Genomic DNA, 14,257 nt, shown 5'->3' with positions numbered 1-14,257 from the left:
CAACACGTCGCCGAGCCCTGCGGTCGCCATGGCCGGATGGCCTTGGTCGCAGCGCGCAACGCGGCCGTCCGGGCTGGCAATCAAACTGCCCGCCCCCTTGAGAATAGCCACTGCGTTGAATTTCTGGCTCAACGCGCGCGCCACCTTAAGACGATTCGCCTGAACCTCTGCTGTCGACATCCCCATCAAACGCGCGGCTTCGCCTGGATGCGGGGTGATCACGCAGTTGGCGGGAAGGCTTACGCTGCCGGTCGCCAGTTGATTCAAGGCATCGGCGTCCCAGACTTGCGGCTGTTTGGCATTGGCGGCGACGGACAGCAGGCTCTTGCCCCAGGCGGCATCGCCCAGGCCCGGGCCGATGACGATAACCGAGATCTTTTCCAGCAACCCCATCAATTGGTTGGCCGAACTCACGCCGACGGTCATGACTTCCGGCAAGCGCGCCAATGCGGCGGGCACGTGCTCAAGGCGGGTCGCCAGGGACACCATGCCCGCGCCGCTGCGCAGCGCACTTTCGGCACTGAGCAACGCAGCGCCGCCAAAGCCTCTGTCACCACCGATGACCAGCAGATGACCGAACTGGCCTTTATGGGCGTCCGGGGAACGCGCAGCCAGTTGCGGCAAATCGCCGGGCAACAGGGGCTGAACGTCGGTTATTGCGTGTTTTGTCTGCGGCATGCGTCTTCAAGCTCCGATGTCTGGCAGAATTATACCTATCTAACCTGTGGTTTCCCGTGTCTCATGCCTGCTATTACCTCCGATCTGCCCGCGCTCGCCCAATCGATCAAAGACTGGGGCCGCGAGCTGGGCTTTCAACAAGTCGGCATCAGCGGCCTGGACCTGGCCGAGCATGAACAGCACCTGCAACGCTGGCTCGACGCGGGCTACCACGGCGAGATGGAGTACATGGGCGCCCACGGCAGCAAACGCTCGCACCCCGAGGAGTTAGTGCCGGGCACCTTGCGCGTGGTCTCGCTGCGCATGGACTACCTGCCCGGCGATACGCACATGGCGCAACTGCTGGCCCAACCGGAAAAAGCCTACATCTCCCGTTACGCACTTGGCCGCGACTACCACAAGCTGATCCGCAAGCGCGTGCAGCAACTGGCCGAACGCATCCAGGCGCAAATCGGCCCCTTCGGCTTTCGCGCCTTTGTCGACAGCGCACCGGTGCTCGAAAAAGCCATCGCCGAGAAAGCCGGGCTGGGCTGGATCGGCAAAAACACCCTGGTCCTCAATCGCAAGGCCGGCAGCTACTTCTTCCTGAGCGAGCTGTTTGTCGACTTGCCGCTGCCGGTCGATCCGCCTCACGCTACCGAACATTGCGGCCGCTGTACCGCCTGCCTGGATATTTGCCCGACCAACGCGTTCGTCGGGCCCTACGTGCTGGACGCGCGGCGCTGCATTTCCTACCTGACCATCGAACTCAAGAGCGCGATCCCTGAAGACTTGCGCCCACTGATCGGCAACCGGGTTTTCGGTTGCGATGACTGTCAGATCGTTTGCCCGTGGAATCGTTTCGCCCGTTCCACCGCCGAAAGCGATTTCAAGCCACGGCACAACCTGGATAACGCGCAACTGGCCGAACTGTTTATGTGGGACGAGGATAAATTCCTCAGCAGCACCGAAGGCTCGCCCCTACGCCGCGCCGGCTACGAGCGCTGGCTGCGCAACCTGGCGGTGGGCCTGGGCAATGCGCCGTCGAGCATTCCGGTGCTGGAAGCCTTGAAGGCGCGCCGGGACTACCCCTCGGAGCTGGTGCGCGAACACGTGGAATGGGCGCTGAAGCAGCACGCCGAGCGTCAATGAACGTCGTCGTTGTAGATGAACTTGGGCATTTCCCAGTGAAAACGGATCGCCAGCAGGCGCAGGAGAAAGCCGCTGAACAGGGTGAGCATAATCGCCTGCTCGCCCGGCAGTTGCAGATAGAGACACAGCAAGTAGAACCAGGCGGCGAGGAATGACACGCTGGCGTACAGCTCACGGCGAAAGATCAGCGGGATGTCGTTGCAGAAAATATCCCGCAGGATGCCGCCAAACACCCCGGTGATCACACCGCTGACCGACGCCACCAGCATACCGTGGCCCATTTCCAGGGCGGTCATGCAGCCGATCAGGGTAAAGGCGACCAACCCCACGGCATCCAGCGCCAGAAACAGCGAGCGCAGGCGGCGCATGAGCGGTGCGATAAAGATCGTCACCAGCGCGGCGACGGACGTCAGCACCAGGTATTCCGGGTGCTTGACCCAAGTCAGCGGGTAATGCCCGAGCAGCACATCGCGCACCGAACCGCCGCCCAACGCCGTTACGCAGGCGATCAGCACCACGCCAAACCAGTCCATGCCGCGCCGACCGGCAGACAAGGCACCGGTCATGGCTTCGGCAGTGATGGCGATGAGGTAGAGCATCAGCAGCATGATGGCGATCCTTTCAATGTGGCGAGGGAGCTTGCTCCCGTTGGGCTGCGCAGCAGCCCCAGGTATCGGAGAATGGCGTGTGACAGGTAGATCCAGATGGCTGAACCGAGCGTGCTGCGCACTCTAGCGGGAGCAAGCCCCCTCGCCACAGAGAGCCGGCATCAAGCCTTGATGAAGTGCTTGCGGTAGTGCTGCAACTCGGCGATCGACTCACGAATATCATCCAGCGCCAAGTGAGCGCTGCCTTTATGGAAGCTGTCTTTGACTTCCGGCGCCCAGCGCGCAGCGAGCTCCTTGAGCGTCGACACATCCAGGTTGCGGTAGTGGAAGTAGCTTTCCAGTGCCTTCATGTGGGTATAAAGAAAGCGGCGGTCCTGGCAGATGCTGTTACCGCAGATCGGCGACTTGCCCTTGGGCACCCACTTTTCCAGAAAGGCGATGGTTTCGGCTTCGGCTTCGGCCATGCTGATGCGGCTGTCTCGCACGCGCTGGGTCAGGCCGGAGTTGCCGTGGGTGCGGGTGTTCCATTCGTCCATGATGGCGAGAACGGCGTCGCTGTGGTGGATGGCGATCACCGGACCTTCGGCCAAGGTGTTGAGGTTGCTGTCGGTGACAATGGTCGCCATCTCGATGATGACGTCGGTGTCGGGGTTCAGACCGGTCATTTCCAGATCGATCCAAATAAGATTTTGTGGGTTTAGCATGGCTTGATTCTCTTGGTACCTTGGCGTAGCCGCACAGTTTAGCAGGCGGGGCCGTGCTAGACTCGCGACCGTTTTACCTAACCTTTGCATTATCGACACGGAACACCAATGGCCAAACGCCAGCTCAACCGTCGCCAAAACTGGCGCATCGAAAAGATTCAGGGCGAACGCGCCGCACGCGCCGCCAAACGTGAATCCTCCGCCGTGGAAGCGCTCGAGGGCGGCGACCTGGGCCCCGAACAAACGGGCCTGGTGATCGCGCACTTTGGTGTGCAGGTCGAAGTCGAGGCGCTCGAAGGCGAACTCGCCGGCCAGGTCTTCCGCTGCCACCTGCGCGCCAACCTGCCGGCGCTGGTGACCGGCGACCGAGTGGTATGGCGTGCCGGTAACCAAGGCATCGGGGTGATCGTTGCCCAACTGCCCCGCACCACCGAACTGCGCCGCCCCGACAGCCGCGGCCAGTTGAAGCCGGTGGCGGCCAACGTCGACATGATCGTCATCGTCTTCGCGCCCCTGCCCGAGCCCCATGCCAACCTGATCGACCGTTATCTGGTCGCCGCCGAGCATGCGGGCATTCGTCCGCTGTTGTTGCTGAACAAATTCGACCTGATCGACGAACAGAACGCCCCGGCGCTCAACGCGTTGCTGGCGGTCTACCGCACCCTGGGCTACCCGGTGCTGGAAGTGTCGGCCCATCACGGCAATGGCATGGAACAACTGCAACAACAGTTGGACGGGCGCATCAGCGTGTTCGTCGGCCAGTCTGGCGTGGGCAAGTCATCGCTGGTCAACAGCCTGCTGCCGGAAGTCGACACCCGTGTCGGCCCGCTGTCGGAGCTATCCGGCCAGGGCACCCACACCACCACCACCGCGCGGTTGTTCCACTTCCCCGGCGGCGGTGAGCTGATCGACTCCCCGGGTATTCGTGAATTCGGCCTCGGTCATGTCAGCCGCAGCGACGTGGAAGCCGGTTTCATCGAGTTCAACGACCTGATCGGCACCTGCCGCTTCCGCGACTGCAAACACGACCGCGAACCCGGTTGTGCCCTGCTCAAGGCGCTGGAAGATGGCCGCGTGCAGCAACAACGGATGAACAGCTATCGGTCGATTATTGCGAGTTTGCCTGAGAGCAGTTACTAAACAGCGCATACAACAAGGCCGCGTTTATCGCGGCCTTGTTGTATGCAGCTTACGAGCCCTTGACAGGCGCCGTCGGGTCTTTCGCGCCGCCATCATCAAACAGGTTCAGCTTCTGCCGTAGCTCATGCGCCGGCAATGGCTCCTGCCCCGGCGGGATCGCGTTCGGGTCGACCGGTGCTCCCCCCTGCGCGCCCGCATCTGGGGTCGGAGGCGGTGGCGGCTGATCACCTTCAATCGCGCGCTGAGCCTTTTTGGTCAGCACAACAATATCGATCCGGCGGTTGATCGGGTTGAACGGCTCCTTGGCATCAAACAGCTGCGACGAAGCAAAACCCACCACCCGCGCCACTTGCGAGTCCGGGTAGCTGCCGGCCACCAACGCACGCCGGGCGGCGTTGGCGCGGTTGGCCGAGAGCTCCCAGTTGCCAAAGTCGCCTTGCCCCGCATACGGCTTGGCATCGGTATGGCCGCTGACGCTGATCTTGTTCGGCACGGCCTTGATCGTGTCGGCCATGGCCAGCAGGATGTCTTCAAAGTACGGTTTCAATCGCGCACTGCCGGAGTCGAACATCGGCCGGTTGGCGGCGTCGGTGATCTGGATGCGTAAACCGTCCGGGGTGATTTCGAACGAAATCTGATCCTTGAATTTCAGCAGCTGCGGGTTTTCGTCAACCTTGGTCTGCAACTCCTTCAGCAATAATTCGAGGCGCTCCTGCTCGACCTGTTCGGCCAGACTTTCAACGGTTTTACGCTCGATCGGAATGTTTTCCTGCGGTGCCTCAGTCTTGACCTCAGGGTTGATGGTGCGCTCCGGCGCCAACTGCGGCGAACCGCCCAGGTCGATCACGAAGGGCGTGCCGCTTTCCGAGAAACCAATCGGGTCTTTGAAGTAACCGGCGATGGCGATCTTTTGCTCGGGGGTCGCGGTGGACATCAGCCACAGCACCAGGAAGAACGCCATCATCGCCGTTGCAAAGTCGGCGAAGGCGATTTTCCAGGCGCCGCCATGGTGCCCCGCAGCGAAGCGCTTGACGCGCTTGATGATTATCGGCTGGTTGTTTTCCATGGCTTAGCGACCGCGAACCGCTTGTTCCAGCTCGGCAAAACTCGGGCGATGTTTCGGGTACAGCACCTTGCGACCGAATTCCACCGCCAGTGAAGGCGGCATGCCGGAGGCCGAAGCCACCAGGCTGGCCTTGATCGCTTCGTACAGATTGATTTCTTCCTTGGCATCGTGGGCCAGGGAGGTCGCTAGCGGGCCGAAGAAGCCGTAGGCCGCGAGAATACCGAAGAACGTACCGACCAGCGCCGCACCCACGTGCATGCCGATGGCCGCCTGGTCACCCTCGCCCAGGGAGGCCATGGTCACCACGATACCGAGTACCGCCGCAACGATACCGAAGCCGGGCATGCCGTCGGCAACGCCGGTGACCGCGTGGGACGGGTGTTCCAGCTCTTCTTTGAGGCTGAACAATTCCATGTCGAACAGGCCTTCCAGCTCGTGGGGGGCCATGTTGCCGGAGGACATGATGCGCAAGTAGTCGCAGATGTAGGCGGTCATGCGCTCGTCTTTGAGCACTGCCGGGTACTTGGCGAAAATCGGGCTCGCCGCAGCGTCCTCGATGTCCGCTTCGATAGCCATCATGCCTTCACGGCGACTCTTGTTGAGTATCTCGTAAACCAGCCCCAGCACTTCCATGTAGAAGGTGTGGGAGAAGCGCGAGCCGAACATGCCCAGCGACTTCTTGATCACGTGCATGGTCATGTAGCCGGGGTTGGCCTGCAGGAATGCGCCGAATGCCGCGCCGCCAATAATCATCACTTCGAAGGGCTGGATCAACGCAGCAATCTTACCGTGAGATAGGACATAGCCACCGAGCACGCTTGCAAGGACGACGATGATGCCGATTATTTTAGCCATAGGGAATTTGTACTTGCGCCGTCGGGTTCATGGACATATTTGGAGGAACTGGAAAACTCTTGTTCTACTTATCGGCAAAACTGCGCCAGACTATAGACCGTCAAGGCGAAAAGCCAGTTCGGCCCGTTTAGGGCGTGTTGAAGTAAGTGATGATCGCGCCCCCAATCATGGCCAATGAAAAGACAGACCCATCTGTAAGACCCCTCTCTCTCGCGGCTTGGATCAAGTGCCTGGACGACGTTCGGCTGCCGGTTCCCCAGGCCAGCCACGACCGCGTGTGCAAAGCCATCCGCGATAGCCGCAGTTCTTTGCGAGATATTGCCGAGCTGATGCAGGGCAGCCCGTCGCTGGTACTCAGCGTGATGCGCGAGGCCAACAGCCACACCCATGGCAGCATGGCGGAACCGGCAGAAAACCTTGAAGTGGCACTTAACCGTCTCGGCCTCAAACGCGCCGAGGACCTGCTGGCCCGCCTACCGTCAGTGCCGATGAATGAAATCCCCGTCGCCTTTCGCCAGCTGGTGCTGGTCAGCCGGCACGCGTCGCAGCAAGCCAGCGGTTTGTTCGCCAGCCGCCTGGCGCGGCTGTGGCAGGACATCCACTGGGGCAGCCTGCTGTTTCTGGCGCCGTTGTGGCCGATGGCGGTGGCCTACCCCAAGCTCCTGGAAGAATGGGAGCTGCGGGTGATCCACAAAGGTCAATCGGCGCGCCGGGTCGAACAGGAATTGTTCGGCGTGCGCCTGCTGGACCTGTGCCTCGGTTTGACCGAAGCCTGGCACCTGCCGATCTGGGTATCCCAGGGCTATCACCTGTTGCTGACCGAGCAACGCTTGCTGGTCAAGGCATTGCGCATCGCCCGGGAAGACGACCCACTGCGCCAGCAACAACTGCTGGATGCCGAGCCCAATTTGCGACGCTGGCTGAACCAGCCGGCCAATACGGTGTTGCTGGCCAACGGCCTGGCGATGTCGGCCCAGGAATCCTGGACCTGCCCACACACCGAACGCTGGCAATACCTCACCGCGCTGTACCTGCAACAGCCGTTGAGCGAGGTGCAGCAACAGGTTCACCAGCAAGCGGTGATCAACGCTCGCGCAACCTTGATGCCCGACCTCTGGCACCCGGCGCTGTCGCTGATCTGGCCGTGGCACGTACAGAAAATCCATCGCGGCCTGCTGCCCGCACCGCCGCCGACGGCCGAGTCCCTGGCCGTTTGGCGCAAGCGTTGCACCGAACTGCTGGTGGAGCCGAGCCGCTTCGCCAACGCCATGCACCTGACCACCTGCGCCAAGGAAGCGCTGGAGGCCAGCGGCATGCAGCGCGTCTTGCTGTTCATGGCGGATCGCGCCCTGAGCACCTTGCGCGTCCACCAGGCCGCCGGCCTGCCGAAGGACGCCACGAACTTGAGCCTGGACGTGGTCAACAGCACGCTACTGCAACGCATGCTCGAAAAACCTGCCCAAGTGCGCTTCACGCCCGACAACCACGCGCAATTCGCCGCATTGTTGCCGCCGATCCTGCGTCGCCTGTTCAACGGCGAACACCTGCTGTTGCGCTCACTGAGCTGCAATGGTCGGGTGGTCATGGTGATGATCGCCGACCAGGGTGGTGGGCCGCTCTCGGAAACCACCGTGCAGGCCTTCGGTAAAACCGCTCAATGCATCGAAAAAGCCCTGCACAGCTTTACCAACCGCACCGGTTGATGCTTGCGCTACAATCGCCGTCTTTTATCGCCAACATTTGTGCCCAGGAGACCTCACATGCCTGACTTCTCTGGCTTGCCGCTGGTGATCGAATCCAGCGACCTGCTTGGCCGCCTCGATGCGGACCAGCTGATTCTGGTGGACCTCACCAGCGCCGCCCGCTACGCCGAAGGGCATATCCCCGGCGCGCATTTCGTTGACCCCAAGCGCACCCAACTTGGCCAGGCGCCAGCCCCCGGCCTGCTGCCGAACAAGGCTGACCTGGAGAAACTGTTCGGCGAACTGGGCCACACCCCGGACGCGACCTACGTGGTCTATGACGACGAAGGCGGTGGCTGGGCCGGACGTTTTATCTGGCTGCTCGACGTGATCGGCCACACAAAATACCACTACCTCGACGGCGGCCTGCTGGCGTGGCTGGCAGACAAGCACCCGCTGTCTACCGAAGTGCCGGCCCCGGCTGGCGGGCCTGTCAGCCTCACCCTGCATGACGGCCCCACCGCGACCCGCGAATACTTGCAAAGCCGTCTCGGCGCTGCCGACCTGGGCATCTGGGACGCACGCGGCCCGCTGGAATATTCCGGCGAAAAAGTCCTGGCAGCCAAGGGCGGTCACATCCCCGGCGCCGTGAACTTCGAATGGACCGCAGGCATGGACAAGGCGCGCAACCTGCGCATCCGCCGCGACATGCCGCAGATCCTCGAAAACCTCGGGCTGACCCGCGACAAAGAAATCATCACCCACTGCCAGACTCACCACCGCTCTGGCTTCACCTACCTGGTGGCCAAGGCGCTCGGTTATCCGCGAGTCAAAGGTTATGCCGGTTCCTGGGGCGAATGGGGCAACCACCCCGACACCCCCGTCGAGATCTAAGGTTTAAGGACAGTTAATGAAAAAGCAGTTGTTCATCCTCAGCCAGTACTTGCTGCCGCACCACCTGCTGTCGCGCCTGGCCGGCTGCATTGCCGAGTGCCGCGTGCGCTGGTTCAAGAACGCCTTCACCACTTGGTTCGCCAAGCGCTATCAGGTGGACATGTCCCAGGCCCTGGTTGAAGACGTGACTGCCTACGAGCACTTCAACGCATTCTTCACCCGCGCTCTGAAAGACGGCGCGCGCCCACTGGATCAAACCCCGGGCGCCGTCCTGAGCCCCGCCGATGGCGCCGTCAGCCAGCTCGGTCCGATCGAACATGGTCGCGTGTTCCAGGCCAAGGGCCACAGCTTCAGCGTGCTGGAATTGCTGGGCGGCGATGCGGCCGTGGCTGCGCCGTTCATGGGCGGCGATTTCGCCACCATCTACCTGTCGCCGAAGGACTACCACCGGGTGCATATGCCACTGGCGGGCACCTTGCGTGAGATGGTCTACGTGCCAGGGCGGATTTTCTCGGTCAACCAGACCACCGCCGAGAACGTGCCGGAGCTGTTTGCGCGTAACGAGCGTGTTGTCTGCCTGTTCGACACCGAACGCGGCCCGATGGCCGTGGTATTGGTCGGTGCGATGATTGTGGCGTCGATTGAGACCGTATGGGCCGGCCTGGTCACGCCGCCCAAGCGCGAGCTGAAAACCTTCCGCTACGACGAAGCCGCGCGTGCGCCGATCCACCTGGAGAAAGGTGCGGAGCTGGGCCGCTTTAAGCTGGGTTCGACTGCGATCGTGCTGTTCGGGCCAGATCAGGTGAAGTGGGCAGAAGCACTGGTGGCGGGTTCGCCCGTGCAGATGGGCCAGGGTATCGCATTGCCGAAAGCCTGATCCGAAACCTGCAAAAGTTTAATGTGGGAGGGGGCTTGCCCCCGATGGCAGAGTATCAGTCAACACATGAGTGACTGAACCACCGCTATCGGGGGCAAGCCCCCTCCCACATTTTTGACCACATTTTGTCAGTTACAACTGACCGTCGCGGTCACGAAAGCCCAGCAAATACAACACTCCGTCCAACCCAAGGGTCGAAATCGCCTGCTTGGCCGATTGCTTGACCAGCGGCTTGGCGCGAAACGCCACACCCAACCCGGCAATCGCCAGCATCGGCAAGTCATTCGCACCGTCGCCGACCGCAATGGTCTGCTCCAGACGCAAACCTTCCTTGTGCGCCAATTCCCGCAGCAAGTCGGCCTTGCGCTGAGCGTCGACGATCGGCTCCACGGCCACACCGGTCACCTTGCCATCCACCACTTCCAGCTCGTTGGCGAACACATAGTCGATACCCAGCTTGGCCTGCAATTGCTTGGCGAAGTAGGTGAAGCCGCCGGACAGGATCGCGGTCTTGTAGCCCAGGCGCTTGAGTTCGGCGAACAGCGTTTCGGCGCCTTCGGTCAGGCGCAGGGAAGCACCGATCGAGTCCAGCACGCTGACATCCAGGCCTTTGAGCAGCGCCAGGCGTTCCTTGAAGCTGGCGCGAAAGTCCAGCTCGCCGGCCATGGCGCGCTCGGTGATCGCGGAGACTTGCTCACCAACACCGGCGGCCTTGGCCAACTCGTCGATGACTTCGGCTTCGATCAACGTGGAGTCCATATCGAACACCGCCAGTCGGCGGTTGCGGCGAAACAGCGAGTCTTCCTGGAAGGCGATATCGACATTCAGCTCCTGGGCCACGCTCAGGAAGTCGGCACGCAAGGCTTGGGGGTCGGCCGGCTCGCCGCGCACGGAGAATTCGATGCAACCCTTGCCCTGGTCAGCCGGCGTGTCCAATGGCATGCGGCCCGACAGACGGTCGATATGGTCGATATTCAAACCGTATTGCGCGGTGATCGAGCTGACGCGCTGCAACTGCTCGGCCGTCACTTTGCGGGTCAACAAGGTCACGATATGGCGCTTTTTTCCCTGACCGGACACCCACTGCCGGTAATCCTCTTCGGACACCGGGGTAAAGCGCACCTGCTGATCCAGCTTGTACGCGGTAAACAGGATGTCCTTGAGGACGGACGACGCCTGCTCGGTGCTGGGAATTTCCACCAGAATCCCGAACGACAGGGTGTCGTGGATAACCGCCTGGCCGATATCGAGAATGTTCACACCACCCTGGGCCAAAACACCGGTAATGGCGGCGGTGAGACCTGGCCGGTCTTCCCCCGTGATGTTAATCAGGACAATTTCGCGCAAAGCGCACCCCCAGGCTGGAAAAAAACCGCATTCTACCCACTTTCAGTGACCACCGGGCACAGCCAACGCTTTGCCGGTCTTGGGCCTGTCGCTATACTGCGCGTCAATTTCACGGACTAAAGAGCCGAGCTCAAGTGAACCGGCCCACGCCAGTAAAAACCGATAACTTCTTCCTGCTGATCTTCCGGGCACTGCGCCACCGCCGTGTACCGATCGCATTACGCATCGCCAGCCATAACGTGATCCTGGTCGCTCTGGCACTGGTGATCTACGCCTGCGTGATGGGTTTGCAGTTCAAACAGGCCATGCACGAGCAAGCCGATGCCCTGGGCGAGAGCTTGACCACCCAGACCGCCACCTCGGCGACCGAACTGTTGGTGTCCAACGACATCCTCAGCCTCAACGTGCTGCTCAACAACCTGACCAAGAACCCGCTGGTGGCCCACGCCGCCATCTACAGCGTGGACAACCGGATCATGGCCGAAGCCGGGCAACGCCCGAAAAACGGCCTGTTGGGTGAAGCCGAAGGCCTGTACCAGAGCAATATCACGTTTCAGGATGTGAAAGCCGGCCAATTGCGCATCAGCCTGGACATGCAGCAGTTCCAGCAGCCGATGACCATCAGCCTGCAAAGCATGGGCATCCTCAGCGCGATCCTGCTAGCCCTGGCCCTGGCCTTGAGCCTGCGCCTGGGGCGGCATATCTCCACGCCGCTGATGCAACTGCGCATCTGGCTGCGGCATATCGACGAACACACCCCGGCCACCGATCGTCAGGACGAGATCGGCGACCTTGCGCGCCAGCTTCACGCCAGCTTCGCCCCGGAACCGGTAGCGCCCGAGGTTGAACCCGAGCCCGAGTTCGACGACAGCGATTACGACGACGAGCCCGCCTTTGAAGTGCGCAACCTGCGCGACCCGGGCTTTGACGAAAGCGCGCCGGTCGCTGGCTTGAAGCCGGCACCACGCCATGTGATCAGGGCCGAAGAAGACGAGCTGGACGACGAAGATCCGTTCGCCGACCTGCGCGACACCTCCGCCAGCAGCCCGGTCGTCGCGCCGAAGCCCGCACCGGTAAGGAACGCCGAGCCCCAGCACAGTGCCGTCCTGGCCGTGCAACTGGGTGCCCAGGACCAACTGCGCCGCCTGCCCCGCGCCCGCCTGACGGAACTACTGGAACGCTACCGCGACTGCCTCGACCAAGCCGCCTCGCTCTATCAGAGCGAACTGCACACCCTGAACGATGGCAGCACACTGATGCTGTTCCACAGCGAAGACAGCGGCGAAGACTACCTGACCAACGCCATCTGCTGCGGCGAGCTGCTCCGCGCCCTGGGCCATGAGTTGCAGATCGAAGTGGCCGACAGCGGCATCACGTTGCAGTTGCAACTGGGCCTGACCGTCGGCGACGACCTGTTCGGCATGAGCCAGATCGACCTGTTGCTGACCGAGATCGCCCAGGACGCCCTGGCCTTGTCCCAACACAGCCGCAACCTGTTGCTGGTGGAGCGCAAGATCAGTGAAGACACGCTGATCCGCCAACGCGCACGTATCCGCCCGATTGCCAGCCCTGAGGGCGCCAGTTGCGTAGAGCGCTTGATGGAGCCGTATCCATCGATGCTGGAGCGGCAGTTGGCGCGAATGCACGAGACCCGTGCCAAGCACTGACTGACATGTGGGAGGGGGCTTGCCCCCGATGACGGCGTGTCAGTCAAAACGGCTGCAACTGACACATCGCTATCGGGGGCAAGCCCCCTCCCACATTTGGACGCCACAAGCCTCAAGTAAATCGCACACAAACAAAAGGCCCGCTGAATCAGCGGGCCTTTTTTTGGAGCCATTCAGATCAGAACCTGAACACTTCCATATCCGTGCGAATCGGCGCAGCCATCGGAATTTTCGGCTTTTCCGGTGCAGCCGGCTTGGCCTGTACTGGCGCTTGCTTGCGCGGCGCCTCGGCGACCGGTGGCTGGTTGGCCAATGGTTTGAGGGCCACCGACAACTGCTGCGCCAGATGCTGCAACAGAACGCCCTGGGCCTGGACCTGGGACGCGGTGGTGCCAGCATGCTCTTCCTGCAGATGCACGATGCGGCTATCACGCACCTGGCCGCGGCGGTCGATCAAGCGCCATTGCGCATCGAGAATCGCCGGTTGCGAGGTACCGGAGTCGAGCCGAGTAATGGTCAACAACACCTGCACATCCGGAGAAAAACCGGTGGGCGCAGGCGCCAGGACCACACGCTGACTGTCCAACTGACCCGCCACCTGGCGCAACATCAGTTGGTTGATGTCGGACGACAAACTGCCCGCCCAACGACCATCGGTGGAACCTTGCAGGCTGCCGTCGTTCTGACGTTGCAGCAATGTTTCGCGTTGCAGGTAGTCAGCGACAACAACCGGGCCCAGCAAGACGGCCATGCCAGCGGCTTGAGCTGGCTGAGCCGGACTTCCGCTGTCCAGCTGGTACAGCGACACCGGCTGGTGTGTGCTGCAACCCGCCAGCCCGAGAAGGCCAGCGAGCATAAAAATAAAAGGAAGGCGTGGAGCAGTCATCATCCCATCCAGGCGGCTGCCACAAGGCAAACCACAATGTAATACTAAAAACAACCTAAACACGCTCGGCCACGCCGGCGCTGGAAAGGCCATATCATCCGTGAATATGCGCCATGACTCCAGCGCGAAAGCGTCGATCTACGCGTTAAATCGTAGATCAAGAGCTCTAATCCGCGCTAAACGGGCGTTTCCACCAGTAAAGCATCTACTCGCTGGAAGCCACGAGGCAGTTTATTGCCGCGCCGGCCGCGCTCGCCCTTGTAGTGTTCAAGGTCGTCAGGGCGCAGCGACAACGTGCGCTTGCCAGCCTGAAGCACCAGGGTAGAGCCTTCCGGGATCACCGCGATGTCCGTCACGTACTCTTCGCGACTGGCTACCCGCTCGCCGGGAATACCGATGATCTTGTTGCCTTTGCCTTTACCCAACTGCGGCAGGTCGCTGATCTTGAACACCAGCAAACGCCCTTCAGTGGTCACCGACGCCAGCCAATTGCCCTCGCGATCGTCCACCGGCCGCGGCAGGATCACCTTGGCGTTGTTCGGCAGGCTCAACAGCGCCTTGCCGGCCTTGTTCTTGGCCTGCAGGTCTTCGCCCTTGACCACGAAGCCGTAACCCGCATCGGAGGCGATCACATACAGTGAGTCATCGTCCGGCAGCAACACACATTCGAAACTCGCGCCCGGTGGCGGCGTCAGGCGCCCGGTCAGCGGCTCGCCCTGCCC

At 61.8% G+C, this 14,257-nt stretch carries 14 protein-coding genes; 6 read left to right on the top strand and 8 right to left on the bottom strand.

The window, feature by feature from the left end; all coding sequences use genetic code 11:
• A partial coding sequence (locus L9Z73_RS14045) for an NAD(P)H-hydrate dehydratase (protein WP_247401856.1) occupies window positions 1-678 on the bottom strand: 678 nt, incomplete at its 3' end.
• Window positions 679-741: 63 nt separating this feature from the next.
• Between L9Z73_RS14045 and queG the strand changes: the two genes are divergently transcribed.
• The gene (gene queG, locus L9Z73_RS14040) at window positions 742-1,809 is read left to right on the top strand and encodes a tRNA epoxyqueuosine(34) reductase QueG (RefSeq protein ID WP_247401853.1); all 1,068 of its coding nucleotides are present in this window, start codon (window positions 742-744) and stop codon (window positions 1,807-1,809) included.
• Here queG and L9Z73_RS14035 read toward each other — a convergent pair.
• The gene (locus L9Z73_RS14035; protein WP_247401860.1) at window positions 1,803-2,420 is read right to left on the bottom strand and encodes a trimeric intracellular cation channel family protein; all 618 of its coding nucleotides are present in this window, start codon (window positions 2,418-2,420) and stop codon (window positions 1,803-1,805) included. The two genes, queG and L9Z73_RS14035, sit on opposite strands and share 7 nt — an antisense overlap.
• Before the next feature lie 158 nt (window positions 2,421-2,578).
• A complete protein-coding gene (orn, locus tag L9Z73_RS14030; RefSeq protein ID WP_247401849.1) occupies window positions 2,579-3,121 on the bottom strand; it encodes an oligoribonuclease in 543 nt (180 codons plus the stop codon).
• Between the two features lie 108 nt (window positions 3,122-3,229).
• Between orn and rsgA the strand changes: the two genes are divergently transcribed.
• Window positions 3,230-4,261 carry a small ribosomal subunit biogenesis GTPase RsgA gene (gene rsgA / locus L9Z73_RS14025; protein ID WP_071491684.1) on the top strand — a complete coding sequence of 344 codons (1,032 nt, stop codon included), beginning with the start codon at window positions 3,230-3,232 and terminating at the stop codon, window positions 4,259-4,261.
• A gap of 49 nt (window positions 4,262-4,310) precedes the next feature.
• On the opposite strand, the gene motB is transcribed toward rsgA, so the two are convergent.
• Entirely contained in the window at window positions 4,311-5,327 is a 1,017-nt protein-coding gene (gene motB, locus L9Z73_RS14020) for a flagellar motor protein MotB (protein WP_247401846.1), read from the bottom strand.
• Window positions 5,328-5,330: 3 nt separating this feature from the next.
• A complete protein-coding gene (motA, locus tag L9Z73_RS14015; RefSeq protein WP_247401843.1) occupies window positions 5,331-6,182 on the bottom strand; it encodes a flagellar motor stator protein MotA in 852 nt (283 codons plus the stop codon).
• 167 nt (window positions 6,183-6,349) lie between these two features.
• Here motA and L9Z73_RS14010 point away from each other — a divergent pair, with 167 nt between their 5' ends.
• The 3 genes from L9Z73_RS14010 to asd are packed head-to-tail and all read left to right on the top strand — an operon-like array spanning window position 6,350 to window position 9,635.
• Complete coding sequence (locus tag L9Z73_RS14010) at window positions 6,350-7,885, top strand: HDOD domain-containing protein (protein WP_247401858.1); 1,536 nt, start codon at window positions 6,350-6,352, stop codon at window positions 7,883-7,885.
• A 57-nt stretch (window positions 7,886-7,942) separates the two neighbouring features.
• Entirely contained in the window at window positions 7,943-8,758 is an 816-nt protein-coding gene (rhdA, locus tag L9Z73_RS14005) for a thiosulfate sulfurtransferase (RefSeq protein WP_247401840.1), read from the top strand.
• A 16-nt stretch (window positions 8,759-8,774) separates the two neighbouring features.
• Entirely contained in the window at window positions 8,775-9,635 is an 861-nt protein-coding gene (gene asd, locus L9Z73_RS14000; protein ID WP_247401837.1) for an archaetidylserine decarboxylase, read from the top strand.
• A 132-nt stretch (window positions 9,636-9,767) separates the two neighbouring features.
• Here the strand turns inward: asd and serB are convergent, their stop codons facing one another.
• Complete coding sequence (serB, locus tag L9Z73_RS13995; protein ID WP_247401834.1) at window positions 9,768-10,982, bottom strand: phosphoserine phosphatase SerB; 1,215 nt, start codon at window positions 10,980-10,982, stop codon at window positions 9,768-9,770.
• Between the two features lie 134 nt (window positions 10,983-11,116).
• Between serB and L9Z73_RS13990 the strand changes: the two genes are divergently transcribed.
• Window positions 11,117-12,649: an AhpA/YtjB family protein gene (locus L9Z73_RS13990; RefSeq protein WP_247401831.1), complete on the top strand. Its 1,533-nt coding sequence runs from the start codon at window positions 11,117-11,119 to the stop codon at window positions 12,647-12,649.
• Window positions 12,650-12,827: 178 nt separating this feature from the next.
• On the opposite strand, the gene L9Z73_RS13985 is transcribed toward L9Z73_RS13990, so the two are convergent.
• Both L9Z73_RS13985 and L9Z73_RS13980 read right to left on the bottom strand, forming a co-directional pair.
• The gene (locus L9Z73_RS13985; protein WP_247401829.1) at window positions 12,828-13,535 is read right to left on the bottom strand and encodes a PqiC family protein; all 708 of its coding nucleotides are present in this window, start codon (window positions 13,533-13,535) and stop codon (window positions 12,828-12,830) included.
• Window positions 13,536-13,711: 176 nt separating this feature from the next.
• Window positions 13,712-14,257, bottom strand: a 546-nt coding sequence (locus tag L9Z73_RS13980; RefSeq protein WP_282598627.1) for a DNA gyrase C-terminal beta-propeller domain-containing protein, incomplete at its 5' end; no start/stop codon positions are given.

The sequence above is a fragment of the Pseudomonas emilianonis genome (assembly GCF_023072625.1).
In the GTDB taxonomy this organism is placed as follows: Bacteria; Pseudomonadota; Gammaproteobacteria; order Pseudomonadales; family Pseudomonadaceae; genus Aquipseudomonas; species Aquipseudomonas paraveronii.
This window is presented reverse-complemented; position numbering and strand designations above follow the sequence as displayed.

Bases quoted from the DNA above. Each gene is read 5' to 3' on its own strand.
- motA (WP_247401843.1), bottom strand. From the start codon at position 6,182: ATGGCTAAAATAATCGGCATCATCGTCGTCCTTGCAAGCGTGCTCGGT.
- queG (WP_247401853.1), top strand. From the start codon at position 742: ATGCCTGCTATTACCTCCGATCTGCCCGCGCTCGCCCAATCGATCAAA.
- motB (WP_247401846.1), bottom strand. From the start codon at position 5,327: ATGGAAAACAACCAGCCGATAATCATCAAGCGCGTCAAGCGCTTCGCT.
- rsgA (WP_071491684.1), top strand. From the start codon at position 3,230: ATGGCCAAACGCCAGCTCAACCGTCGCCAAAACTGGCGCATCGAAAAG.
- asd (WP_247401837.1), top strand. From the start codon at position 8,775: ATGAAAAAGCAGTTGTTCATCCTCAGCCAGTACTTGCTGCCGCACCAC.
- rhdA (WP_247401840.1), top strand. From the start codon at position 7,943: ATGCCTGACTTCTCTGGCTTGCCGCTGGTGATCGAATCCAGCGACCTG.
- L9Z73_RS13985 (WP_247401829.1), bottom strand. From the start codon at position 13,535: ATGACTGCTCCACGCCTTCCTTTTATTTTTATGCTCGCTGGCCTTCTC.
- L9Z73_RS14010 (WP_247401858.1), top strand. From the start codon at position 6,350: ATGGCCAATGAAAAGACAGACCCATCTGTAAGACCCCTCTCTCTCGCG.
- orn (WP_247401849.1), bottom strand. From the start codon at position 3,121: ATGCTAAACCCACAAAATCTTATTTGGATCGATCTGGAAATGACCGGT.